Below are 25,320 nucleotides of genomic sequence, written 5' to 3'. Positions count from 1 at the left end.
GGTTAGTTGGCAGCCGGGCTGTTCATGAGGGCGTCATCGGTAACCACGGCCACGTGGGAGCCGTTGTCCAGCTTGAGTTGGCCGGCCGTCACCACGTTCTCACCGGCTTTCAGGCCTTTGAGCACGATCACCTTGCCATCGCGGCGCTCGCCGGTTTCCACAAAGCGGCGCTCGACCACCAGCACGGGTTGGCCCTTGTCGTCTTTTTCCTCGACGCCCTTCTCGTCCTTCTTGTTGCCGATCACGTACACCGAGTTGCCGTACAGCGTGTAAGTCAGTGCCGTTTCCGGCACCACCACGCGAGCATCTTCGCTAGGCAGCAGCACTTCCAGGTTGGCGAACATGCCCGGCAGCAGCTTGCTTTCCGGGTTGCTCAGAATGGCGCGCACTTGCACGTTGCGCGTGCTGTCTTCCACTTTCGGGTTGATGGCGTTGATTTCGCCTTCGAAGCTCTGGTTCGGGAACGCCGCTACCGAGAAGCGCACGCGCTGGCCGAGCTTGAGTTGCGGTACCGATTGTTCCGGCAGGAAGAAATCGACATACAGGCTGCTGACATCCTGCAACGTGGCAATGATGGTGCCGCTGGACACGAAGTCGCCGACATCTACCTGACGAATACCAATGGTGCCGGCAAACGGCGCGAGGATGCGCTTCTTGGCCATGATGGCTTTGAGCTGCGCTACGCGGGTGTTGGCCTTAAGCAACTCGGCGGCCAGGCGGTCGTATTCGCTTTTGGACAATGCTTGGCGAGTCAGCAGGCTGCGCGCACGGTCGAACTCGACCTGAGCCAGGTCACGCTCGGCTTGCGAGGTAGCCAGCGTGGCGGATTCCACATCGCTGTCGAGCTGAATGATCGGCTGATGCAGGCTGACTTTCTCGCCGGAGCGGAACAGCACGTCCTGCACGGTGCCGCTGGATTCCACGGTGAGATCGATGCCCTGCAGGGCCTTGAGAGTGCCGATGGCGGGCAGACGGTTCTGCCACTGCACCTGCTCGCTGTTGGCGGCAGACACACTGATGGCGGGCTTCGGCGCGCTGAATTGGGCGATTTGCTTGGTGAAGGATTGGTATTTCAGACCAGCCAGTGCTGCAACAACGAGCACGACTACACCGATCATGAAGAGCATACGGCGGAGCAACATATTCCGGTTCCTTGGCAGGGAAAATGGGCCTGTGGAATAGGCAAGGCGCGTACCTTAGTCCCACTGCTGCCGCCAAGTCAAAAGCCTGGGTTTGCAAATGATTGCGGGAAAGTGACAGTTGCTTTTCAGCGATAAGCGCACGGGACAGCGCCTTGGCAGACACAGCGGTGCGCACCGCGTAAGGCAGTAGGTGATCGTGCGGGAGGGGGTTTGCCGTGGCAGCGGGCTGACGGGTCGTTAAAGCTCGGTGGCGTCTTCGACCAACTCCGCCGGCTCTTCTTGCTCGCCTGCGCGGTATTCGAGAAGTTCTTCCTGGTATTCGTCCATGTGTAAGTGCTCGCTCATCTGCTTGTCGTGTGGTCTGGAAACGAGCCTAGCGTTCCCAGATGACTAACAGATGAACGAGCCAACCCAGCCGAACTTTACTTGCTGTTTTGGCTGTAGCTCTGCATCAGGTTGGCGTAGGCCGGCAGGTGGCCGCCGAGAATGGCGCCGAAGCCTTCGATATCGTTGCGCCAATCGCGCTGCAACTCGCAGCCCACGGCGAACCAGTTCATCAGTTGCGCACCGGCTTCAACCATGCGGCTAAGGGCCGATTCACGCACCAGCGGATTGAACGTACCGGAGGCATCGGTCACCACGAACACGTCGAACCCCTCCTCCAGTGCGGCCAGCGTCGGGAATGCCACGCATACGTCGGTCACCACGCCAGCAATGATGATTTGCTTACGACCCGTTGCCTTCACGGCCGCAACGAAATCGGGGTTGTCCCACGCGTTGATTTGCCCTGGGCGCGCGATATACGGCGCATCCGGGAACTTGGCTTTCAGCTCCGGCACCATCGGGCCGTTCGGGCCGTTTTCGAAGCTGGTGGTGAGAATGGTCGGCAGTTTGAAGAACGCGGCGATATCGGCCAGGGCCAACACGTTGTTCTTGAACTCGTCGGGGGTGAAGTCGCGGACCAGGGAGATCAGGCCGGCCTGGTGGTCGACCAGCAGAACCACGGCGTTGTCTTTGTCCAAGCGGTTGTATTTCTTGCTCATGATGACTCCTTGAAATGCCAGGCCCGAATTCGGGCCTGGGGGCTAAAAACCGAATTCAGAAGGCAAAGCAGGAACAGCCAAAGGCGCCCCAGAAACCCTGGAAGTCGCTGACCGGCGCCGACGACAAGCGCGCCTTTTCATGGCTGTGGGCATGCACGCCGCACGGCCCTGCACACTGGTGCACGGCGGCGGCCAATGCGGTTTGCTGGCGCCAGTGGCCGGGCACTTTCACGACCGGCGACCAGTCTGGCGTTACCGGCAGCGCTGGCGGGGCCAGTTTGTCGAAGTCGCCGGTGCCGTAGACGACCTTGCCGTCGACCACGGTGAGCACCGACTCAATCCACTTGATGGCTTCTTCTTCCACGCTGAAGAAATCCGCCGACAACGCGACCAGGTCGGCGAGCTGGCCAACCTTGAGCTGGCCCTTCTTGCCCTGCTCGCTGGAAAACCAGGCGCTGCCGTGGGTGTACAACTGCAGCGCGGTTTCCCGCGGCAAGCCTTCGGGGTACAGCGCCAGGCCGCCCACGGTTTTGCCGCTCACCATCCAGTACAGCGAGGTCCACGGGTTGTAGCTCGACACCCGCGTGGCATCGGTGCCCGCCCCTACCGGCACGCCTTCGCTGAGCATGCGTTTGATCGGCGGCGTGGCCTCGGCGGCCTTCTTGCCGTAGCGGTCAACGAAGTACTCGCCCTGGAACGCCATGCGGTCCTGCACGGCAATACCGCCGCCGAGGGCGCGAACGCGTTCGATGTTTTTCGGCGTGATGGTTTCGCAGTGGTCAAAGAACCAATGCAGGCCGTTGAACGGAATGTCGCGGTTAACCTTTTCGAACACATCGAGCATGCGCGAAATGGATTCGTCGTACGTGGCGTGCAAACGGAACGGCCAGCGGTGCTCCACCAGGTGGCGCACCACCGGCTCCAGCTCTTCTTCCATGGTTTGCGGCAGATCCGGGCGCGGCTCCAGGAAGTCTTCGAAGTCGGCCGCCGAGAACACCAGCATTTCGCCGGCGCCGTTGTGGCGGAAGAAGTCGTTGCCGTCGCCCGGTTTGATCTGGGTGGTCCAGGCTTTGAAGTCGGCCAGCTCTTCCTTGGGTTTCTGGGTAAACAGGTTGTAGGCGATGCGCACGGTGAGCTGGTTATTGGCGGCCAGCTCACGCACCACTTGGTAGTCATCCGGGAACGCTTGATAACCGCCGCCGGCATCGATGGCACTGGTCACGCCCAGGCGATTGAGCTCGCGCATAAATTGGCGGGTGGAGTTCACCTGGTATTCCAGCGGCAGCTTCGGCCCCTTGGCCAGGGTGGAATACAGAATCATCGCGTTGGGGCGCGCCACCAGCATGCCGGTGGGTTCGCCATTGGCGTCTTTGACGATCTCACCGCCCGGCGGGTTGGGCGTGTCGCGGGTATAGCCGACCACCTTGAGCGCGGCGCGGTTCAGCAGTGCGCGGTCGTAAAGGTGCAGCACAAATACCGGGGTATCGGGCGCGGCCTTGTTCAGCTCGTCGATGGTGGGCAGGCGCTTTTCGGCAAACTGGAATTCGTTCCAGCCGCCCACCACGCGCACCCATTGCGGCGCGGGGGTTCGGTCGGCCTGGTCCTTGAGCATACGCAGCGCATCGACCAGCGACGGCACACCTTCCCAGCGCAGTTCCAGGTTGTAGTTGAGGCCACCGCGGATCAGGTGCAGGTGCGAGTCGTTGAGGCCGGGAATGACGGTGCGCTTTTGCAGGTCGACCACTTGCGTGGCGCTGCCGCGCAAGGCCATGGCTTCGGCGTCGCTGCCCACGGCAATGAACTTGCCGTCTTTGATGGCCACGGCGGTGGCGGTGGGGTTTTCCCGGTCGACGGTGTGCAGACGGCCATTGAAGAGGATCAGATCGGCGTTCATCGGTGCTCCAGATGAGGTGGCGTAAGCGGAAAAAGGCAGGGCAGACCACAGCGCGCCCGCCGCGCCCAGCACGGAGCTGGCAGCAAGAAAGTGGCGGCGGCCGGCGGCCTTGGGATCGGTGTCATCGGTCATGGGCAGACCTCAGGCTTTGTTGAGCCACGGCGCGAACAGGCGCGTTACCCGCGGCATAAAGACGTACACCACCAACAGCACAATGCTCAGGGTGATCAGCACACTGCTGGCCAGGTAACCCGATAAAAATGGCAATTGTGCGAACAGCGGTTTCCACAGCAACGGCACGCCCATGCTCAGCGGCAAAATCACCAGAAAAGTGACGCAGGCCTGCTTCCAGCGCGGCGGTGGCTTGCTCGTGGTGTTTTCGGTGGGGGTAAACCAGAACTCGCGGTCGGCGTTGATTTCGGTCTGGTCGCCGTCGGCCAACAGCGGCTGCGCCTCCGCCACCAGGCGGTGACGGTCGTCGGAATCGAGCCAGGCTTGCAGCAAGTCGGTGGAGGTAAAACGCAGCACGCAGGTAAAGAGGGTCAGGCCGCCGCTATGCCCGCGCATCACATCGATGCCCAGATGCCCGGGCCAACTGCGCGCCGTGGCAATCGTGCGGCGCAGCCATTCTTCATAGGCCGCATCCTGGCCGGCTTTTACCCGGTGGCGGACCAAAAGGGTCACCACCTCATCGAACAATTCCACACTCGTCATGGTGCGACGTTCCCTTTGCAAGTAAATGACAGGCCGTCACTGAAGATAGACCACCGCTGGCAAACGCCGAGAAAGCGCGATGCGCCCCGGGCCGCCGATCAGCACGGTGCTGAACACCAGCGCCAGCAGCCAGGCGAATTGGCCCTCGGCCAGGCTCCATTCGGGGTGCACAAACACCACGGCCACCAGCAGCACGGCGAGAATCGGCAGGCAGGCCAGGCGCGTGAAAATGCCGAGGATGATCGGCAGCGGGCACAGCACCTCGGCGAAGATCGCCAGGCTCAGCGTGAGCTTGGCGCCCAGGTGCCAGGGGTCTTCGATCAGGCTTAGTTGTTCAGTGAAATGCAGGAGTTTGGGCAGGCCATGGACCTGCAGCAGCAACAGCGAGCCGGCCACGCGCAGCCACAACAACGCCCAGTCGCTGGCGGTGAAGGGAGTACGAATTTCAGGCGTAGCCATGGGGCGCTCACTAGCAGGTACGGAGAGCCTGATAGTGGGAGATGGGGATAGGAATAACTTGTATCGCTGTGCTGGATTTGTGGCGGGGGTGTTTCAGGGCAATTGAAGGCAATGTAGGTTGGGTTGAGCAAAGCGAAGCCCAACGGTACGCAAAGAACCACTCCTAACCTGCAACCAATCAGGACGGTAGGAATGAAAACCGCGCGGGCCAGGCCTAGCGGCCTGCCCAGATGGTGCACCCATCTTTTGGCGCATTGTTGGGCTTCGCCTGCGGCTCAACCCAACCTACCCCGGGTCGCACCGACCCAAAAGGGTATCAGCCCCTTAACGCCCAGCGCGGGATTCGCTGATATAGAAGCGCGCTTTCTTGGCGTTCTTGGTGCAGCTTTCATAGCCTTCGAATTGCTGCGAGGTTTTTGCCCCGGTCAGCAGGGTCAGGGCTTTGGAGTAGCTCACGGTGCCGGAGAACCCTTCGGCCTTGGCCAGATCAAGTTCGCGCCAGGCGGCATTGGATTGCTCCGCGCAGCTGTCGCGGTACGCCGTTTTTGCCGCGCAACCGGATAACGCCAGCACCATCAGAGGTAAGCAGATCCAGGCTTTCATCAATATTCTCCAAGAGGAAAGAAACAGCAGATACAGGGTAGTAATGCTCAGACGCCTGTCGCCGCAAAAAGTGCGACAAAGCGAAACGGCAACTGCCCCCGCCTTGGCGCCGCCCTTCGGCGCGCGTATGGTCGGGAAACGCCGGTGAACACGGGGCGGCGATAGTATCAGGGGACGGTGATGACTAAACGTGTGGCGTTAGTACTGGGGGCCGGTGGCGCACGGGGTTATGCCCATATCGGTGCCATCGAGGAGCTGGAACGACGCGGCTATGAAATCGCCTGCATCGCCGGTTGTTCCATGGGCGCCGTGGTGGGTGGTATCTACGCCACCGGCAAGCTGCCGGAATACCGCGCCTGGATTGAAAGCCTGGATTATCTCGATGTGCTGCGCCTGCTCGATGTGAGCTTCCGGCTGGGCGCCATTCGCGGCGAAAAAGTGTTTGGGCGCATTCGCGAGATGGTCGGCGAGATCAATATCGAAGACTTGCGTATCCCTTACACGGCCGTAGCGACCGACCTCACCTTTCAGCAGGAAATCTGGTTTCAGCAGGGCAATCTGCACCAGGCCATGCGCGCTTCGGCGGCCATTCCCAGTTTGTTTACGCCAGTGATTCAGGGCAAACGAATGCTGGTGGATGGCAGCCTGCTTAACCCATTGCCTATCGTGCCGGTAGTGGCCAGCCACTGCGACCTCATTGTGGCGGTGAACCTCAATGCCAATGGCCAGCGCCATTACCAATTGCCGGTGATCGAGCGGCCGGCTGCGTTCAAGAACAAGCTGGATGGGTTGATGGGCTCGCTGGGGTCGCGGATGCCGTTTCGGCGCAAGTTGCCGGAGCCTGGGGAAGTAAACGCATTGTTGGAAGTGGCTGCTGTTGCCGAGCCGAACCCATGGCTCGATCCGCCGGCGGCGGCGCCTTCACCGCGCCCGGAGGAAAGCCCTACGCCCAACTCGGCCAGTGGGTCGCGGGTGGCTGAAACGGGCAGCCCTGCTTCGTTGCTGGAGTTGGTGAACCAGAGTTTCGAGGTAATGCAGACGTCGCTGGCGCAGTACAAGATTGCCGGGTATCCGCCGGATATTCTGGTGAATATTCCGCGACGGGCGTGTCGGTTTTTTGAGTTTTATAAAGCGCCGGAGTTGATTGAGTTGGGGCGGATTATTACCAGTGACACGCTTGATCGCTACGAAGAAGAAAACGGCTGAATTCTTCGTTTCCCCCTTTACCCCCTCACCCTAACCCTCTCCCCCACGGGGGCGAGGGGACTGGATCGGAGGTGGCCAAACGAGCCCCGATTAAGCTCCCCTCTCCCGCTCGCGGGAGAGGGGCCGGGGGTGAGGGAAAAGCATCACACCGACTGCAACCGATACCCTACCCCTGCCTCGGTACTGATAAACCGCGGGTTCGCCGGATCATCCGCCAGTTTCGCGCGTAAATGCCCCACCACCACTCGCAGGTAGTGAGTGTCTTCGGTATGCGTAGGCCCCCAGATATCCTTAAGCAATTGCTGCTGCGTCACCACCCGCCCGGCATGCTGGGCGAGCTGCGCCAGCACCGCATATTCCTTGCGCGTCAAACTCACCTCGACGCCATCCAGACTCACCCGGCGAAACGCAAAATCCACCGTTAACGGCCCCACACTCACCGAGGCCGGCGCACTTTCCCCCGCCTGCCCCTGGCGCAACAACGCCCGCACCCGAGCGAGAAATTCCTGAATGCCAAACGGCTTGGTCACGTAGTCGTTGGCGCCGCTATCCAGCGCCTTGACCTTCTCCCCTTCGCTCGCCCGCACCGACAACACCAGCACCGGCACCTGCGACCACTCGCGCACCTCGCTGAGTACCTGCTGGCCATCCATACCCGGCAAGCCGAGGTCGAGCACCAGCAGGTCCGGCTTCGCCAATGCCGCTTGCGCGAGGCCTTCGCTGCCGGTGGCGGCTTCAATCACTTTGTAGCCTTGCGCGGTAAGGCTGATGCGCAGGAATTTGCGAATCTGCGGCTCGTCGTCGATCAATAAAATGGTGGCGGCATTGCTGGTCATAGCGGGTCGGTATCGCCTGGCGGTTGGGGGTGCAGGGGCAAGTGTAGAGTCAAGCTGGCGCCGCGCCCATCCAGACCTTCGCCCACCGTCACCCGACCACCGTGGGCGCCGAGCATGCCTTGGCAAATAGCCAGGCCCAAGCCGGTGCCTTGGCCGCCGCGATCACCGCGCGCGGCGGTGTAGAACATATCGAAAATCTTAGCCCGCTCGGCCTCGGGAATACCCGGTCCCTGGTCGCTGACGATGATGCGCAGCTCTCCATCATCACTCTCCACCGCCACGCGCAGTCGCCCCTGCACTGGCGAAAAACGTGCGGCGTTTTCCAGTACGTTGATCAGCGCCTGTTCGATCAGCGCGGCGTGCACGTAGAGCAGCGGCAGTTCGGCCGGCACCTGGGTTTCCACCTGCAACGGCGCCAGCAAGGGCCGCAGGCGTTGCAGTGCGCTGGCGACGATATCGACCGGCGCCACCCAGTCGCGCGCCAGCTTGAGGCCGCCGTGGCCGAGGCGAGTCATGTCCAGCAGGTTCTGGATATAGCGGTCCAGGCGTTCGGCTTCGTCGCGGGTGCTTTCCAGCAGCTCGATGCGGTCGCTATGGGGCAGTTGGCCGTCGAGGGTCAGCAGGCTGTCGATGGCGCCGCGCATGGCGGTCAGTGGCGTGCGCAGGTCGTGGGAAACCGAGGCCAGCAAGGCGCTGCGCAGTTGCTCGGTTTCGCCGTGCAGGCGCGCAGCTTCCAGGTCCTGCGCCAGTTGCGCGCGGGCCAGGGCCTGGGCCAAGGGTTGGCCGAGGGCCGCCAGCAAACGCCGACGTTCCAGCGCGAGCGGCTGCTGGTCTTTGGGGCTTACGCCGAGTAACAGCAACGGGCCGTCTTCGGCACTCAGCGGCCACCACCACCAGCGGCCGCTGGGCAAGGTGTCCGTGCCCTGGCCGGCGGCCTGGTCGTGCTGCCAGGCCCACTCGGCGGCCATTCGTTCGGCATCGCTCAATGGTCGGGTGACCCCGCCCTCCACTTTCCAGCCGCCTTCGGCGTCGCGACCGAGCAGGCAGATGTCGATGTCCGTCCAGGTCGCCAGCTGCTGGCTGGCGGCCTGCACCACGGCCTGGCGATCGGTAGCGGCGGTGAGTTTTCGCGACAGTTCGAGTAGGGCCGCCGTCTCGCTCTGCGTATCGCGCAGGGCGCGCAACTGGCGACGCTGGCGCGCGGCGAGGTTGCCGGTAAGCGCCGCCATCAGCAGGAAAAACAGCAGCGTCAGCACATCTTCGTGGCGGTGAATGGCCAGGGAAAAATGCGGCGGAATAAAAAGAAAGTCGTAGGCCAGAAACGACAGCACGGCACTCAACAACGCCGGTCCCGAACTGGTACGCACCGCCACCAGCAACACCGCCGCCAGCAGCACCAGCGAGATGTTCGGCAGCGGCAACACCTGCGCCACAGCCCAGGCGATTGCCGAAGCCACCACGGTTGCGGCGACCGCCAGCCAGTAGTCGGCCCGTTGCAGCGGATGGCGGCCCCGTGGGGCACGCGGTTGGCGCTCGGCGTCGTTATCCAGCACGCCGATTTCCAGGCCCTCGGCATGCCGTAACAGGCGTTGCGCCACCCCGGCACCCAACCAGCGCGGGCGGCTGCGGCCGACCAGAATCACGCTGGCCCGACGTTCGATGGCGTGTTGAATCAAGGTTTTCGCCACCTCGCCGGCACGCAGGCTGACGACTTCGCCACCCAGGCGCTCGGCCAATTGCTGCGCCGCCTGCAACCGCAGCCGCGCGGGCTCGTCACGGGCGCCGCCGGTGTCCACATACACCACGCTCCACGGCAGATGGCGCCGCTCGGCCACCCGGCAGGCATGGCGTACCAGGCGCTCGGCCTGCTCGTCGCCGTCGATACCCAGCAGCAGACGGCCGCGCACCGTCGGCGCGTCCTTACCCAGTTGGCGGTAGCGTTGGTTGAGGTCGGCGTCCACCCGCGCGGCGGCAGTTTGCATCGCCAGTTCGCGCAGGGCGGTGAGGTTGGTCTGGCTGAAAAAGGCATCGATGGCCGCACGCGCCTGCTCGGGCACATACACCTTGCCGTCACGCAGACGCTCCAGCAGTTCGCGCGGTGGCAGGTCGATCAGCAGCAGTTCGTAGGCTTCCTGCAACACCCAGTCCGGCACGGTTTCGCGCACCTGTACGCCGGTGATGTCTTGCACCTGGTCGTTGAGGCTTTCGATGTGTTGCACGTTGACGGTGGTGTACACGTCGATGCCGGCGGCGAGCAGGTCTTGCACGTCCTGCCAGCGCTTGGCGTGACGGCTGCCGGGAGCGTTGGTGTGCGCCAGTTCGTCGATCAGCGCCAGTTTCGGCGGCTTGGCTAACAGGCCGGCGAGGTCCAGTTCGCTGAGCTGCATGCCGCGGTATTCACTGCGCAGCAACGGTTGCTGCGGCAGGCCCACCAGCAAGGCTTCGGTTTCTGCGCGGGCATGGGTTTCCACCACCCCGGCGCGCAGGTCGACGCCCTGACGCAATTGCGCCTGGGCGGCCTGGAGCATGGCGTAGGTTTTACCCACGCCGGGCGCGGCGCCCAAAAACACCTTGAGCCGCCCTCTTCCGTTGCGGCTATCCACCTCCGCCAGGAGGGCGTCGGCGCGTTCGCTATTGCTCATGTTGCTCCGTTCACTTCAATCCGAATCTCACACTGTCATCCCAACGCAGGCTGGGATCCAGAATTGTGTGGCGAACGCATTCCCCTGAAAAACTCTGGATCCCAGCCTGCGCTGGGATGACGGTGGTTGGTGAGAAAGTTTGGTATAGCGCAGCACCCTACGGTTATTGCGGTTGTTCTGCCAGAGCGAGGTTGAGGGCCAACACATTCACAACCTCCGGCCCAATCAATGGCCGTTGGGCGTTCTGCTCGATCAAACGCTGCAACGCCGCCACCTCGATATTGCGCGCCTCGGCAATCCGGCTGATCTGGTACTGCGCTGCCGCCACCGGCAAGTCCGGGTCCAGCCCGCTGCCGGACGTGGTCACCAGCGCCATCGGCACGGCGCCCTGCCCGGCCACGGCGAGTTTTTCACTGTCGCCGGCAATTCGCTCACGCAGCGCCGGGTTGCTCGGCGCCAGGTTGCTCGCAACGCTGGAGACGGTGGCAAAGCTACCGGCCGACGGGCGCGATTGGAACCATTGCGCGCCGTCAAACGGTTGGGCAATCAAGCTGGAGCCACGCAGGTGGCCCTGGTTGTCGCGAATCAGGCTGCCGTTGGCTTGGTCATTGAAGGCAAGCTGGGCGACGCCGGTAATGGCCAGTGGATACGCGACGCCGGTCAACACAGTCATCAGTGCAATCAGGCTTACCGCAGGACGTAGATAGCTGTTCATTTCACACTCCTCACGCCAGACCGATGCTGGTCAGTAACAGGTCAATCAACTTGATGCCGATAAAGGGCGCGGCCAAACCACCTACCCCATAAATCAGCAGGTTGCGGCGCAGCAGGCTGGCGGCATCCACGGCTTCCACGCGCACCCCACGCAGGGCCAACGGCACCAAGGCAATGATGATCAACGCGTTGAACACGATGGCCGACAGAATCGCGCTCTGCGGGCTTTGCAGGTGCATCACGTTAAGCACGCCCAGTTGCGGGTAAATGCTGGTGAACAGCGCCGGCAGAATGGCGAAGTACTTGGCCACGTCGTTGGCGATGGAAAAGGTGGTGAGCGCACCGCGCGTTACCAGCAATTCCTTGCCCACCTGCACCACGTCGAGCAGCTTGGTGGGGTCGGAATCCAGGTCCACCAGGTTGGCCGCTTCACGCGCCGCCTGGGTGCCGTCGTTCATGGCCATGCCGACGTCGGCCTGGGCCAGCGCGGGTGCGTCGTTAGCGCCGTCGCCGCACATGGCGACCATCTTGCCGTCGGCCTGTTCGGCCCGAATGCGCGCCAGTTTTTTCTCGGGTGTAGCTTCGGCAATCACGTCGTCCACGCCGGCTTCAGCGGCAATCGCGGCGGCGGTCAGCGGGTTGTCACCGGTGACCATCACGGTGCGAATGCCCAGTTGGCGCAGCTCGGCAAAGCGTTCGCGAATGCCGGGTTTGACCACGTCTTTCAAGTGGATGGCACCCAGCAGTTGACCATGGGCACACACCAGCAAGGGCGTGCCGCCGCTCTGGGCGATCTTGTCGATTTCCCGCGACAACACGGCCGGCACTTCCCGGCGTTGCATGCCGATAAAAGCGAGCAACGCATCTACGGCACCCTTGCGGTAGACCTGGCCATTGAAGTCGACACCGGACAGACGGGTTTCCGCGCTGAACGGAATCGCCTGCACGGCATCACGTGCCGGCTCGTCCATCGGGTGCAGGCCGCGCAGGTATTCGACGATGGATTTGCCTTCCGGCGTGTCGTCGGCCAGCGAGGCCAGCAAGGCGCCCTCGGCCAGTTCTTTGCCGCTCACACCGGGCGCGGCATACAGCGCGCTGCAGCGGCGGTTGCCGAAGGTGATGGTGCCGGTCTTGTCGAGCAGCAGCACATGCACATCACCCGCTGCTTCCACCGCGCGACCGGATTTGGCGATAACGTTCAAACGCACCAGGCGGTCCATGCCGGCGATGCCGATGGCCGATAGCAGGCCACCGATGGTGGTGGGAATCAGGGTCACCAGCAGCGCCACCAGAAACACCAGCGGCAAGGCGCCGCCGGAATAAATGGCGAATGGCTGCAGCGTGACGACCACCAGCAAGAAGATCAGCGTCAGGCCGATCAGCAGAATATCCAGCGCCACTTCGTTGGGGTTTTCTGCCGTTTGGCGCCTTCCACCAGGGCGATCATCCGGTCGAGGGTCGACTCGCCCGGGTTGACGCTGATGCGCACCAGTAGCCAGTCCGACACCACCTGAGTGTTGCCGGTGACGGCCGAGCGATCACCACCAGACTCACGAATCACGGGCGCCGATTCACCGGTAATCGCCGCTTCGTTAACGGCGGCAATCCCTTCGATCACCTCGCCGTCGCCGGGAATCATCTCGCCGGTTTCCACGCGCACCACTTCGCCTTTGCGCAAGGACGCAGCGGGCACGGTTTCAAACGTGCCGTTGTGCAGACGGCGACGGGCAAACAGCCCCACTGCGCCGGCACGCAGGCTGTCGGCGCGGGCCTTGCCACGGCCCTCGGCCAGCGCCTCGGCAAAGTTGGCGAACAACACGGTGAACCACAACCACAGCGCGATTTGCACGGCGATAAAGGTCGGTACCGGTTGGCCCGGCAAGCCGCACAGCACGGTGGTGAAGATGGCAGTGAGTTCCACCACCAGCATCACCGGCGAGCGCACCAGCTGGCGCGGGTCGAGTTTGACGAAAGCCTGAATCATCGCCGCTTGCCACTGGTTACGTGGTTTGGCCGGCACGGTTGGGACTTCAGTTTTAGCGTTCATGCAAATCCTTCTTAATGACCGAGCAAGCCTTAATGACCAAGCAAACTGAGGTGCTCGGCCACCGGCCCGAGGGCCAATACCGGCAGAAAGGTCAACCACCCACCAGCAAAATGGTGATGGTCAACAGGCTGACAAACAGCGGGCCGTGGGTGGGGAAACTGTTCTGCCCACCGGCACCCGGCGCTTGGCCGCAGGCTGCCGGCAATGGCCAGCACCGGCAGGATGTAGCCGAAACGGCCGAGCAACATGGCCAGCGCGATCATCAGGTTGTGGTACGGCGTGTGGAGCTGAAGCCGCCGAACGCCGAGCCGTTGTTGGCCGTGCCCGAGGTGTAGTTGTAGAGAATCTGGCTCAGGCCATGGGCACCGGGGTTGCTGACCGAGGCGTTGGCAAATGGCATGACAGCCGTCAGCGCGCCGAGCACCAGTACGCCGATTGGCATCACCAACAACGTCAGCACCAGCAGGCGCACTTCGCGGGCCTCGAGTTTTTTGCCGAGGTATTCCGGGGTACGACCGACCATCAGGCCGCAGAGGAATACGGCAATCAGCACGAACAGCAACATGCCGTAGAGGCCGGCACCCACGCCGCCGAAGATCACCTCGCCCACCATCATGTTGAACATCGGCACCAGGCCACCCAGGGCGCTGAAGCTGTCATGCATGGCGTTGACAGAACCACTCGAAGCCGCCGTGGTAGCCACCGCCCAGAGCGCCGAGGCGCCGATACCGAAGCGGCTTTCCTTGCCTTCGAGCGAACCACTCTGCTCGATGTTCAGGCCGGCGAGCGCCGGTTGGGTTGCAACTCGCTGTACATCGTCACGCCCACACCCAGCACCAACAGAATCAGCATGCAGGCGAGAATGGCGCGGCTCTGACGCAGGTCTTTCACGTAGTGGCCGAAGGTGAATACCAACGCTGCCGGAATCAACAGGATGGAAGCCATCTCGAAGAGGTTGCTCCACACCGTCGGGTTCTCGAACGGGTGCGCCGAGTTCAGGCCGAAGAAACCGCCACCGTTAGTGCCCAGTTGTTTGATCGCAATCTGGCTCGCAGCCGGGCCGAGCGGCAGGCTTTGTTCGCCGCCTTGCAAGGTGATGGCGTCCAGGTAATGGCTGAAGGTTTGCGGCACGCCCTGCCACACCAGAAACAACGCCAACGCGATGCACAGCGGCAGCAGGCCGTAGAGGGTGCCACGGGTGAGGTCTACCCAGAAATTGCCCAGCGTTTGGCTGGAACGGCGGGAAATACCGCGACACAGCGCAACGAGAACGGCCAGGCCGGTGGCGGCGCTGACAAAGTTCTGCACGCCCAGGCCGACCATCTGGCTGAAGTAGCTCAGGCTGGCTTCGCCGCTATAGGCCTGCCAGTTGGTGTTGGTGACGAAGCTGACAGCGGTGTTGAAGGCCAGCGTCCACTCCAGACCCGGCATATGTTGCGGGTTGAGCGGCAACACGCCTTGCAGCATCAGAATCGCGAACAACAGCACCAGGCCGGCGAAATTGAACGCCAGCAGCGCCAGGGTGTAGCTTTTCCAATCCTGCTCCTGTTTCTCATCGACACCGGCAACCCGATAACTGAACCGCTCCACCGGCTGCAATAGCGGCGAAAGCCAAGTACGCTCGCCTTCCATCACCCGGTAATAAAAGCGCCCGAGCCAAGGCGCCGGTAACAGCACCAAAGCGAAGAAGGCCACCAACAACAGCACCACATGACTGTCCATTGCCGGCGCCTCAGCTACGGCCGGCGCGCAATAGCGCGACCAGCAGGTAAATGAACAGTCCGCTGGCCAACAGCAGGGACAACCCGTCCAGAAGATGCATGGGTATTTCTCCGTCATACGGCACGTGCCGCTTGTGGAGAATTGTCGGGATTAGGGGTGTAAAGGGGCGAGATGCAGAGGCTGGGGTTGGCGTAAAGAAGGTGTAAAAAACCTGGCCCATCCGCGGTTCCATGGCCACCATCGTGCCCACCCCGAGATTCTGGATTCCCGCCTGCGCGGGAATGACGGTGTTCTTAGCTAAATCCTCCGTCATCCCCGCGCAGGCGGCGGTCCGACGATTCGGATTCAGAATTGCAAGGCAAACGCCGATCCGTGCGCAGAAGCACATCCGTCTACGCTTTGTATCGAGGCCGATACATTAACGACATGTTGTCGATACGCCCGCCCCTCAGCATGGCGGCCGCTTGCCACCTGCCCCACGAATTACGGAGCTCACGCCCGATGGAAGCCCTAAACGAACGGGACGTCCGCTCTCGCACCACCCGCGCGCTGATCGTCGACGACAATATCGAGCTGCGTGAGCTGCTCAGCGGTTATCTGACCCGCTTCAATATCGCCAGCGAAGCCGTTGGCGATGGCACTGGCATGCGCAAGGCGCTGGCCGCCAGCCGTTTCGATGTGGTCATTCTCGACCTGATGCTGCCCGGCGAAGATGGCCTGGAGCTGTGCCGCGAGCTGCGCAGCACTTCGGATATCCCGATTCTGATGCTGACCGCGCGTTGCGAGCCCACCGACCGCATCATCGGCCTGGAGCTGGGCGCCGACGATTACATGGCCAAGCCCTTCGAGCCGCGCGAGCTGGTGGCGCGCATCCAGAGCATCCTGCGCCGGGTGCGCGATGACCGCGACGCGCCGCGTCCCGACGAGCGCTCCAGCATCCGTTTCGATGACTGGCAACTGAACGGCGTACTGCGCCAGTTGCAGGCCCCCGACGGCCTGGTGGTGCCGCTGTCCAACGCTGAATTCCGCCTGCTCTGGGTGTTTCTCGAACGCCCGCGCCGGGTGCTGAACCGCGAGCAATTGCTGGACGCCGCCCGTGGGCGCTCCATCGAGGCATTCGACCGCAGCATCGATTTGCTGGTCTCGCGCCTGCGGCAAAAACTCGGCGACGACCCCAAGTCGCCACGCCTGATCAAAACCGTGCGTGGTGAGGGCTATCTGTTCGACGCACGTGAGATTGGTTGATGCGCTCTGCCGACACCCTGTTCGCTCGCCTGTTTGGCATGTTGCTGCTGTCCATCGTGCTGGCGCACCTGCTCGCCTTTGCCTGGTTTAGCCAGTACGGCGGCCCGCGTCCGATGGGGCCAGAGGGCGGCCCACCGCCTGGGCAGGAGATGACCGGCCCACGGCCCGATGGCGAACACCTGCGCCCCGGCCAACCGCCCATGGACGGCCGTCAACCGCCGCGCCCTGGCCCTGGGCCGTTGAGTGGCCCGTTGGTGCCGCTGATGTTCCAGATGTTCACCCTGGTGATTGCTGGCTGGTTTGGCGCCAAGTTGCTGAGCCGGCCGATTCAGCGATTGTCGGAAGCCGCCGAACGCCTGAGCGAAAACCTCGACGCCCCGCCGCTGCCCGAAGAAGGCCCGCTGGAAGCGCGCAAGGCCGCCCGCACCTTCAACACCATGCAGCAGCGGATTCGCGAGCAGGTGAAACAGCGCGGGCGCATGTTGGCAGCGGTGTCTCACGACCTGCGCACGCCGCTGTCGCGCCTTAAATTACGTCTGGAACAGGTGCCCAATGCCCACTTGCGTGAACGCATGGGCCAAGACCTGTCCGAAATGATCGACATGCTCGACGCCACCCTGCGCTACCTGCACGAGCAGCGCGCCACCGAGGCGTTGCAGTGGTTCGATGTGCAGGCGCTGGTGGAGTCGCTCACCGAAAACGCCCAGGACCAAGGCGCCGACGCTACCCTACAAGGCCACTGCGCGCCGCTGCGCGTACAGCCCTTGGCGCTGCGTTCGGCCATCAGCAACCTGCTGAACAATGCCCTGCGCTACGCCGGCCATGCACGCATCGAAATGCACGACCACCACGATTTTATTGAAGTGCACGTGTGCGACCACGGGCCGGGCATTGCGCCGGAGCAGCGGGAAAGCGTGTTCGAACCCTTCTTCCGCGTGGAAGGCTCGCGTAACCGCAATTCCGGCGGTGTGGGGCTGGGGCTGACCATTGCGCGGGAAGCGGCGCAGCGTCAGGGCGGGGATATTTTCCTGCGTGAGACCAAGGGTGGTGGGTTGACCTGCGTGTTGCGGTTGCCGCGGCAATAAGGCTCTTCGGGGTGTGTTACCGATGCATCTGCGCACCTGGATCCCAGCCTGCGCTGGGATGACGGTGAAGGAGGCAAAAACCTCCGTCGTCCCAGCGCAGGCTGGGACCCAGGATCTTGCCTGTTTACACCTTCTCACCCAAAACGAGCCCGCCGCATTTTGTAGAGGTAACGATACAAAATGCACACACCCTCGACATACAGCCCCCGGAATCTGGCATCACCGAAGAAACCCTCTTCGGGTTCCAACTTCACAGGAGCGACTCCCATGATAAGTGGTGTCAGCGGTTACTCGAGCTACTCCTATAGCTCGACGGCCAGCTCACGTAGCAGCAGTTCGAGTAGCAGCAGTGCTACCAACGTGGGTGGGTCGACGAGCCCTCAGGAGAAATTGTTCAAGCTGCTTGATAGCAACGACGACGGCAGCGTTGATAAAGATGAACTGACGACGGCATTGAACAAGGCGACCGAAAGCGATTCGAGCCTTGGCGATATCGATATCGACGACTTGTTCGCGCAACTGGATGCCAACAGCGACGGCAGCATCAGCCAGGATGAAACCGCCGCATTGGCTCCCCCGCCTCCACCACCAGGTGGCCCGGGTGGCCCAGGCGGTCCCAACCCTGAAGAGCTGTTCGCGAGTCTGGACAGTGACGGCGACGGTAGCGTCAGCCAGGACGAACTGACCACCGCCATTGGCAGTGACAGCGGCCTGAGCAGCGACGACATCACCAACCTGTTCGCCACGCTCGACAGCGACGGTGACGGCAGCCTGAGCGTCGACGAAACCAAAGCCCTCGGCGGCCCGCCACCACCACCGCCACAAGCGGCCAGTGACAGCGACAGCAGCAGCGATGGTTTGAGCACTTTGCTCAGCAGCACCGGCACCAGCAGCACCTCGACGTCCAGTGACAGCGACAGCGACAAGAACGCGCTGTATGCCAGCCTGGTGCAGGCGTTGATGAAGCAGTATGAAACGGGGGCGGGCTACACCGCTTCCAGCGTGGGAAGCCAGATCAGCATCGCGGCGTAAGCGGCGGTTCTGGACAAACAACAAGGGCGCCTTCGGGGCGCCCTTGTTGTTTTGCCGTATCGTTTTTTTGTAGGAGCTAGCTTGCTAGCGAACCCTGCAAACGGTGCTCTGAAATCAACAGCTTCGCGACCAAGGTCGCTCCTACGCAGAACAGATCAGCGGTGAGCCTGTTACCGGGAAGCCTTGCGCCGCAACGCCGCCGGGCTGAAGTTCGAATCATCCGGCGACGGCTTGCTGAAGTCCGCCGTGCCCGGTTCCTCGTTATCCAGCCATTGCACGCTGTAACGGCGTGCCTGCAGGTCGTGGAACGTATCCAGCGCGGTCCACACCGCCGGCAGCTCGTAGAAGCTCTTCAGATAAGCCATCGACACCCGCCACAGATCACCGCGGCCGTCGTACTGGTCAACCACGGCAGCGCCCCAGCTGTCTTCGTCGAGGAACAGCGTGCGCTTGGAGTAGATATGCCGCGAGCCCGCTTTCAGCTTGCCTTCCACTACCCACACACGGTGCAGCTCGTAACGGGTGTATTTCGGGTTGATATGGCCGGGCTTGAGCAGGTCGTCGTATTTCACTTCCGGGCTGGTGAGCAGGTAGTTGTTGTACGGGATGTAGATTTCCTTTTTGCCCACCAGGGTCCAGTCGTAGCGGTCCGGGGCACCGTTGTACATGTCGGTGTCATCGGCGGTTTTCAGGCCGTCGGAGGCTTCGATCGGGGTGTCGTAGGCCAGGGTCGGCGCACGGCGCACGCGACGCTGGCCGGGGTTGTAGCCCCAGGCCTGACGCGGCTCTTTCACCTGGTCGAGCATCTCCTGCACCAGCGCACCGTTACCGGCCAAACGTGCCGGCGCGGTGGTGAACGTCATGTAGTAGAACAGCGTGTTGTTCAACTCGCTGTAGTTGCTCTTGGGGTTGTAGAAGCGGAACAGCGCTTCGTCTTGCGAGGTCACCAACGAGTACTGGCCGTTGCGCTGTACGCCGGCCTCGGCGGAGCGACGGATCACGTACGTACCGCGATAGCGCACGATATGGTTCCACACCGCTTCCACGCCGCTTTGCGGAATGGGGAACGGGATGCCGCCATACGCATCGGCAAAGCCGTTGCCGCCGTCGAGCACCTTGGCGGTGGTAGCGTTGGTGAAGGTGTTGTCGTAGATCCACTGCGGCGCCGAGCCGGTGCGGTGGGTCGGATAGATCGGCATCTGGAAGGTGTCGGGGTAGGCATTGAAGAGCGCGATCTGCCCCGCCGTCAGGTTGGCTTTGTATTGCTCCAGGTTGGCCTTGGTAATGGTGAACTGCGGCTTCTCGCCGGCAAACGGATCCACATGGTGCGAGCCCGGGCCTTTGTAGCCGGCCGGGGCCTGGGTCATGCCGCCAGTCCAGGCGGGGATGGTGCCGGCGGCGTTGCCGGCCTTCTCCGCACCGAACGGCGTGAGGGTGGTTTTCAGCGTGGCCGCTTGCTGCGCAGAAACGCCGGCCAGGCTTTCGGTGGTGCCCAGGGCCAACAGAATGGCCGCGAGCAGCAGTGAGTTTTTATTCAACATGCACGGTTCTCCAGAATTCTGTCAGGCATCAAAACGAGTACTTGGCGCTTAACGACACGTTGTCGCGGTCGCGCAGCGAGTTGTTCTGGCCAGCGCCGTAATACTCGGTGTACTGCAGACCTACTTCGAAGGCGTTCAGGTAGCTGGCGTCCATCCCGAGGGTGTAAGCCTTGCGCCCTTCGATAAAGTTGCCGGTACGGTCGGAGTTGCCCTGGAAGTCATCCTGGTACACCACGTACGGCGACAATTTCACCCCTGCGTAGACGTCGTTCCAGCTGCCGGAGAGCAGCAAGGTGTAGCCGTAGCTGTCGCGGCTGATTTGGTCGGAATCGCTGTTGCCGCCGACGTAAGCCTTGTCGGTGGTGCTGGCGAATTTGCGGCTGCTGCCGTCATACGCGGTGTATTTCAGGCTGCTGCCACGGATATGTTGCGAGGCGACTTCTGCCACGCCCATCACCGAGTCGAAGCTCACCAGCGGACCGAAGTTGTAGATGGTGGAGAGGGAAATGTTGTAGGTTTCGGCGCGTTCGTAGTTTTCGAAAATCTGCGAGCGGCAAAGTTGTTTGCCTGAGACGGCGGCACAGGCTTGGTCATTGGATACCCCACTGCTAACCAGGGGAGAACCGCCGATACCTTGGATCAGCAAGTCGCCAAGCAAATCATCGGTGGCGGCAATGCTGATGGGAGCGTTCGGACGGTAGGCCAGCTCACCGGAGAATGAGGCATCGCCCACCGTGGTGTTGAAGCTGAAACCGTACATGCGGATATCTTCCACATAATCGCGACGGGCCTCGGCATTGCTGGCCAGATCAAAGGTCGCCAGCGACCCGGAAGCCAGCGCAATTTCAGCCGGATCGGTTATCCCCAAACCTGGTAAGACGGCAGCTAGCGTATTCAGATCGACACCATCGTAGCCACGTAGATCGACGGCAATTTGCGGTTCCTTCGCATGGTAGTTGACGAAGTAAAACCCGAATTCGGTGGAGTTCAGTTCTTCGGCTACATAGCGAAACGACACACCGTACTGTCCACTGTCATCTGCTTTGATGTCTTTGCCGATACTCGCCACCTTGAACACCCCGGTCTGGGAGTTTAGGTAGGAATTGGGTCCACTTGGGCCATTACCTAACAAACCAAAACCTGCCAGAACCGGGTAGGCATCCATTAGCGGAGCGAGCGCCGTCTCGGTGGTGTACGCCGTGTTGCCGCCCTCAGCGAACAAGTCGGTTTCCCCAAAATACGTACCCGCCGGATCCAGCTGGGTCTCTTTCCATTTCCACTGGTAGAAGGCTTCCATCGACAGATCGTCGGTCAGCCCGACGTTGAAGCTGAACGCTTCCATCGGCACCAGCACTTCTTTCAGCTCGGAACCCGGCAGGTGGAATTTGGCCGCGTCCACCGGGTTTACGGTGTTCACACCACCGCGGTAGAACACGCCCTCGCCCAACTGATGACCTGACGGCCGACTTTGGCGGCCAGCGGTTTTTCGTAGATGTCCCAGTTGCCGAACAGGTAGGCGTCGAGAATCTGCGCCTTGCGCCCGGCGTTATGGCGGGTGTCTTCGGTGAATTCGTTGTCGTTGGGGAAGTTCTGGCTGGGGCGTTCAACACCGTCGGTAGTGCTGTAGTAGTCGTTGCGCTTGTCCATGATCTGCGTGTCGTAGAACGCAGTGCCGCGCACGAACAGGCCGTAATTCTGGTACTTGGCCGAGAGGTCGGAGGTGGCTTTGTAGACTTCGGAAACCAGGCCGGTGTCGAAGTTGCGGTTGCCGTCATCGGCGTTGATGTCGGTGATGTTGCTCTTGTCGCGGCCCTGCACGCGCCACATCGAGCCGTAGGAAAGCGTGGTGTCCAACGAGCCGGTCACCTCGTTGTCGGCAAAGCTGAATTCAGCCCCTTGCACCGTACCTGCCACCAGCAATGGCAGCAGCGCCAAGGCTGCCCCCGCCTGCCATGGGCGCACTTTCAACCTGGAAAAGCACACACGTGTGTTCATCGACAACGCTCCTTATTGGCCAAGATTATTCGGGCAGCTGCTTACGGCCACCCTGTTTTTATTCGTCTCTCGGCTGCTGAGAGCAGGCGTGCACGTCGCCTTTTATTGCCCTCAACAGAAACTCCATCGCCCCATACAGCGGCACTCGGTCGGTGCGCCTTTATGTTCAATTGGTACGATAGTGCAGGCAAAGTAACAAAGTGTTGCCCCGCTGCCAACCGGTGCAAAGAAATTAGCAGGCGCCGGGGAATTGGCGAGGAAGGTAAACCGCGCGCAACAAAAAGCCCGAGGCGCATAGCGGCTCGGGCTGGGTGCAGCGGGAAGACTTACTGAACGGTAAAGCTCTTCTGGGCTAACAGGCGGTCGCCTTGAAACACCATAAAGCGCCACTCGCCTTTGGCCATTTCGCTGTATTCGCTGAATTCGTAAGCCATCACGTCTTGCGGCGCGCCGACCACCAGTTTCTGTTCAACCACCAGCTTGTCGTGGCGGCCATCGGCGGACTGGATGCCAGGGGTGAGGTACAGCAGGGTCAGCGGGACGTCGTCCGCTGTTTTGTTCAGCAGCGTGTAGCGAATGCCGAACTTGGTGCCGAGCTTGGCCGGAATCACATCCGTGTTGTGGATGGTTTGCTGGGCACGGGTTAGTACGCGCTCGCCGGGCTGCAGGTCTTTGGCGGAAGTTTCAAAAATACCGAATTCCACCGGGCCATCGACGCGCACTTCGGCTACGGCCACTTGGCTCAAACCACACAGCAGCAATGCCGCCAGCGAACTCATACGGATGACTTGCATATCGCGCTCCTTGATTGGGGATCGCGAGAGCTTATGACGCGGCGATGACAGGTTAATGACAGTGCAAAAACATCAGTTTTTGAGATTACGCGGCAGCACATTCAGAAAATTATCCCGCGCCACGTTCTGCGCCACGTCGGTCGGCAGCGCATCGAGAAACGGATCGAAGCCATGCATCTGCGCACCGATATTCTCGAACTTGCCCACCACATCGGAGCCCAGCATAAAGCGGTCGGGGAAGCGTTTTACCAGCGCTACCCACTCGCTATCGGGCTTGCCATCGTCGTTCAGCAAGTACGGTTTCAATACGCTCCAGGACAGGTCGATATACAGATTCGGGTACGCCTCGAGCATGCGTTCCAGCGTCGGCCGCACGAAATCCAGTTCAGTCTGATGGCGGTGCAACTCCACGCTGGTGCCGGCATGCGCCCAGATAAACCGGGTGTGCGGATGGTTGCGCAGCGGCTCTTCCACTCGGCCAGGTACAGCGGATTTTTCTCGCGCTTGGAGGTGATATTGCTGTGCAGCAGCACCGGCATATCGTGCTCGGCGGCCAGGTGGTAAACGCGCGCCATGGCCTCGTTATTGGCCCGTGGCGTATCGCCGGAGGTGATGGCGGTCAGGTCGTCGTGGCGGGTAAAGACCTCGCCGATGCCCTGCCATAAACCGGGATAGAGCTTAAGCAGGCGCTCGATATGGGCGTCGGCGTTTTTGTCGACGGGGTTGAAGCCGGAAATAAACGGGTGGAAGCGTTTGCGCTCTTGGTCGTTCAAATCGCCAAGCGCGGCGGCCACGTAAAAATCGGTGGCGCTGTACCAGTACGCATCGGCATCGTCGCCGGCGTAGTAGCGCGGACGTTTGGGTTCGTCTTCGTGCCATTTCTTGGCGAGCGGAATGCCGGTGATCATCGCGTGGTCCACGCGGTTGGCATCCATCTGTTTGATCAGCACTTCCATGCCCTCGGTTTCCTGAAAGAAATCGACGTAGTGCAGGTGGCCATCGGTGTAGTGGTAGTCGCGGGCCTGGCTGAGGCTGGCGGCGGTCAAGCCGGTGAGAAGTACGGCAATGCGCGTGAGAAAAATAGACAACGGTTCGCTCCCTGAAAAAGCCTGCCAAGCATAGACCCTAAGCTAGTCTTGCAGGTTCACGCTACGCCAAGCACGATGCTCTACCCCGCCCTTTGCAACCAGAGAGTTGTCATGACCATCACCGTCACCAGCCAGTCCGCCACCAGCTACCGTCACACCATCCAGATCGCCGAACTGGCGCCGCTGGCTACGGATATGCCAACCGCGCTCGGCGGCGAAAGCTCGGCGCCGGATCCGCACGATTATTTCGACACCGCGCTTGGCGCCTGCAAGGCCCTGACCGTTACCCAATACGCCCGCGCGCGGAGCATCCCGCTTACCGACATTGAAGTAGCTGTGAGCCGCGACAACAGCAAGGAACGCGAAGGCCATTACACCCTGAACGTCACCCTGACCTTGCAAGGCGACCTCAGCGAAGAACAGCGCGCCAAGCTACTGGCGATTGCCGATAAATGCCCAGTGCACAAGTTGATGACCAGCACCGAAATCCACGTTGAAACTCACCTGGGTTAAGCGACCATGGCCAGCCCGATTCTGATTCGCCCACGCCCGGAAGATGTCGAAGGCCAACCGATTCTGCGGCCCCTGCCCTCGGCCCAGTGCCGCAGCGTCGGGCCGTTTGTGTTCTTCGACCATATCGTCAGCAACCGCTATGCGCCGGGCACTGGCATGAACGTGCGCCAACATCCGCACATTGGTTTGTCGACCTTGAGCTATCTGTTCGAAGGGGCGCTGATACACAAGGACAGCCTGGGCTCCGACCAGCGCGTGGCGGCCGGCGATGTGAGCTATATGACGGCAGGCTCAGGCGTCGCCCATGTGGAGCGCACGCCGGCAGACTTGTGGCAAAGCGGCTCGCCACTGCACGGCCTGCAACTGTGGTTGGCGCTGCCCAAACACCTGGAACAGGGCACGCCGAGTTATAGCCACCACGCGGTGGCGGAGCTGCCGGAAAGTGAGGGGTTGGGCGTGCATATTCGGCTGGTGGCTGGCGAAGGGTTCTGTTTGAAATCCCCGGTGCCGGTGCCCACCCCTACCCTGCTGGCCGATATCCATATGAGCACCGGCGCCGCGCAGTTTATTGCGGCCGAACATGAGCAGCGGGCGTTGTATCTGGTGAATGGCGAAGCGCGGTTGGAAGATGAGCCGCTGGCGGTGCACAGCATGTTGGTGTTGCCGGCCGGCGTGACCTACACCTTGTTCGCCGAGAGCGATTGCCAGGTGATTGTGGTCGGCGGTGAAGCGCTGGATGGGCCGCGGCGGATGAACTGGAATTTTGTGGCCAGTGATTCGGCGCTGATTGATAGAGCGCGGGAGAAATGGGCGGCGCGGGATTGGCCGACGGTGGCGGGGGAAACAGAGAGGATTGAGTTGCCGCGTTAGAGCGTGGGCTTGGCCAAAACCTACGATCCATCGAAAATTCTGGATTCCCGCCTGCGCGGGAATGACGGAGGTCTTTCATAAAACTTCCGTCGTCCCCGCGCAGGCGGGGACCCAGAATTTCGCGGCGAACCGGCC

General features: G+C 61.9%; 18 protein-coding genes and 4 pseudogenes. 6 read left to right on the top strand and 16 right to left on the bottom strand.

From position 1 onward, the window contains the following. Positions 1–2: 2 nt before the first annotated feature. The 6 genes from AC0V2S_RS09065 to AC0V2S_RS09040 all read right to left on the bottom strand — a co-directional run bounded on the left by AC0V2S_RS09065 (position 3) and on the right by AC0V2S_RS09040 (position 5,855). On the bottom strand, positions 3–1,142 hold the full coding sequence (locus tag AC0V2S_RS09065; protein ID WP_475509442.1) for an efflux RND transporter periplasmic adaptor subunit: 1,140 nt from the start codon (positions 1,140–1,142) through the stop codon (positions 3–5). 422 nt (positions 1,143–1,564) lie between these two features. After that, positions 1,565–2,185, bottom strand: a complete 621-nt coding sequence (gene ycaC / locus AC0V2S_RS09060; RefSeq protein WP_475509441.1) for an isochorismate family cysteine hydrolase YcaC — start codon at positions 2,183–2,185, stop codon at positions 1,565–1,567. A 55-nt stretch (positions 2,186–2,240) separates the two neighbouring features. Next, positions 2,241–4,079: an amidohydrolase gene (locus AC0V2S_RS09055; RefSeq protein WP_475509576.1), complete on the bottom strand. Its 1,839-nt coding sequence runs from the start codon at positions 4,077–4,079 to the stop codon at positions 2,241–2,243. A 141-nt stretch (positions 4,080–4,220) separates the two neighbouring features. Continuing rightward, complete coding sequence (locus tag AC0V2S_RS09050) at positions 4,221–4,793, bottom strand: antibiotic biosynthesis monooxygenase (RefSeq protein ID WP_475509440.1); 573 nt, start codon at positions 4,791–4,793, stop codon at positions 4,221–4,223. Positions 4,794–4,829: 36 nt separating this feature from the next. Further along, positions 4,830–5,252 (bottom strand): DoxX family protein, encoded by a 423-nt coding sequence (locus AC0V2S_RS09045; protein WP_475509439.1) that lies wholly within the window; start codon positions 5,250–5,252, stop codon positions 4,830–4,832. A 324-nt stretch (positions 5,253–5,576) separates the two neighbouring features. Next, the gene (locus AC0V2S_RS09040; RefSeq protein WP_475509438.1) at positions 5,577–5,855 is read right to left on the bottom strand and encodes a hypothetical protein; all 279 of its coding nucleotides are present in this window, start codon (positions 5,853–5,855) and stop codon (positions 5,577–5,579) included. Positions 5,856–6,035: 180 nt separating this feature from the next. On the opposite strand from AC0V2S_RS09040, the gene AC0V2S_RS09035 reads away from it, so the two are divergent. Further along, on the top strand, positions 6,036–7,061 hold the full coding sequence (locus AC0V2S_RS09035) for a patatin-like phospholipase family protein (protein WP_475509437.1): 1,026 nt from the start codon (positions 6,036–6,038) through the stop codon (positions 7,059–7,061). A 143-nt stretch (positions 7,062–7,204) separates the two neighbouring features. Here AC0V2S_RS09035 and AC0V2S_RS09030 read toward each other — a convergent pair whose 3' ends face one another. The 6 genes and pseudogenes from AC0V2S_RS09030 to kdpF all read right to left on the bottom strand — a co-directional run bounded on the left by AC0V2S_RS09030 (position 7,205) and on the right by kdpF (position 15,122). Then, positions 7,205–7,897: a response regulator gene (locus tag AC0V2S_RS09030; RefSeq protein WP_475509436.1), complete on the bottom strand. Its 693-nt coding sequence runs from the start codon at positions 7,895–7,897 to the stop codon at positions 7,205–7,207. Further along, positions 7,894–10,539, bottom strand: coding sequence for a DUF4118 domain-containing protein (locus tag AC0V2S_RS09025; protein ID WP_475509435.1), 2,646 nt, complete (start codon positions 10,537–10,539; stop codon positions 7,894–7,896). Before AC0V2S_RS09025 ends, AC0V2S_RS09030 begins: the two co-directional genes overlap by 4 nt. 163 nt (positions 10,540–10,702) lie before the next feature. Then, positions 10,703–11,254: a potassium-transporting ATPase subunit KdpC gene (gene kdpC, locus AC0V2S_RS09020; RefSeq protein ID WP_475509434.1), complete on the bottom strand. Its 552-nt coding sequence runs from the start codon at positions 11,252–11,254 to the stop codon at positions 10,703–10,705. Between the two features lie 10 nt (positions 11,255–11,264). Continuing rightward, positions 11,265–13,300, bottom strand: a pseudogene (kdpB, locus tag AC0V2S_RS09015) (potassium-transporting ATPase subunit KdpB). 29 nt (positions 13,301–13,329) lie between these two features. Beyond that, positions 13,330–15,022, bottom strand: a pseudogene (gene kdpA, locus AC0V2S_RS09010) (potassium-transporting ATPase subunit KdpA). 10 nt (positions 15,023–15,032) lie between these two features. Further along, positions 15,033–15,122 carry a K(+)-transporting ATPase subunit F gene (gene kdpF, locus AC0V2S_RS09005; RefSeq protein ID WP_108097287.1) on the bottom strand — a complete coding sequence of 30 codons (90 nt, stop codon included), beginning with the start codon at positions 15,120–15,122 and terminating at the stop codon, positions 15,033–15,035. Between the two features lie 401 nt (positions 15,123–15,523). On the opposite strand from kdpF, the gene AC0V2S_RS09000 reads away from it, so the two are divergent. The 3 genes from AC0V2S_RS09000 to xopAW all read left to right on the top strand — a co-directional run bounded on the left by AC0V2S_RS09000 (position 15,524) and on the right by xopAW (position 18,384). Next, on the top strand, positions 15,524–16,267 hold the full coding sequence (locus tag AC0V2S_RS09000; RefSeq protein WP_475509433.1) for a response regulator: 744 nt from the start codon (positions 15,524–15,526) through the stop codon (positions 16,265–16,267). Then, on the top strand, positions 16,267–17,352 hold the full coding sequence (locus tag AC0V2S_RS08995) for a sensor histidine kinase (protein WP_475509432.1): 1,086 nt from the start codon (positions 16,267–16,269) through the stop codon (positions 17,350–17,352). The genes AC0V2S_RS09000 and AC0V2S_RS08995 overlap by 1 nt, the downstream gene beginning before the upstream one ends. Positions 17,353–17,619: 267 nt before the next feature. Next, entirely contained in the window at positions 17,620–18,384 is a 765-nt protein-coding gene (xopAW, locus tag AC0V2S_RS08990) for a XopAW family type III secretion system calcium-binding effector (RefSeq protein ID WP_475509431.1), read from the top strand. Positions 18,385–18,554: 170 nt separating this feature from the next. Here the strand turns inward: xopAW and AC0V2S_RS08985 are convergent, their stop codons facing one another. The 4 genes and pseudogenes from AC0V2S_RS08985 to AC0V2S_RS08970 form a co-directional block, all read right to left on the bottom strand. Then, on the bottom strand, positions 18,555–19,925 hold the full coding sequence (locus AC0V2S_RS08985; protein ID WP_475509430.1) for a DUF1329 domain-containing protein: 1,371 nt from the start codon (positions 19,923–19,925) through the stop codon (positions 18,555–18,557). A 28-nt stretch (positions 19,926–19,953) separates the two neighbouring features. Then, a pseudogene (locus AC0V2S_RS08980) lies at positions 19,954–21,920 on the bottom strand (DUF1302 domain-containing protein). Between the two features lie 326 nt (positions 21,921–22,246). Beyond that, the gene (locus AC0V2S_RS08975; protein ID WP_475509429.1) at positions 22,247–22,714 is read right to left on the bottom strand and encodes a DUF3859 domain-containing protein; all 468 of its coding nucleotides are present in this window, start codon (positions 22,712–22,714) and stop codon (positions 22,247–22,249) included. A 72-nt stretch (positions 22,715–22,786) separates the two neighbouring features. Further along, positions 22,787–23,796: pseudogene (locus AC0V2S_RS08970) on the bottom strand (amidohydrolase family protein). Between the two features lie 117 nt (positions 23,797–23,913). Between AC0V2S_RS08970 and AC0V2S_RS08965 the strand changes: the two are divergent. Both AC0V2S_RS08965 and AC0V2S_RS08960 read left to right on the top strand, forming a co-directional pair. Continuing rightward, on the top strand, positions 23,914–24,315 hold the full coding sequence (locus tag AC0V2S_RS08965) for an OsmC family protein (RefSeq protein WP_475509428.1): 402 nt from the start codon (positions 23,914–23,916) through the stop codon (positions 24,313–24,315). Between the two features lie 6 nt (positions 24,316–24,321). Beyond that, entirely contained in the window at positions 24,322–25,185 is an 864-nt protein-coding gene (locus AC0V2S_RS08960) for a pirin family protein (protein ID WP_475509427.1), read from the top strand. Positions 25,186–25,320 lie beyond the last annotated feature (135 nt).

This window comes from Pseudomonas sp. CC11G, from assembly GCF_056174845.1.
This window is presented reverse-complemented; position numbering and strand designations above follow the sequence as displayed.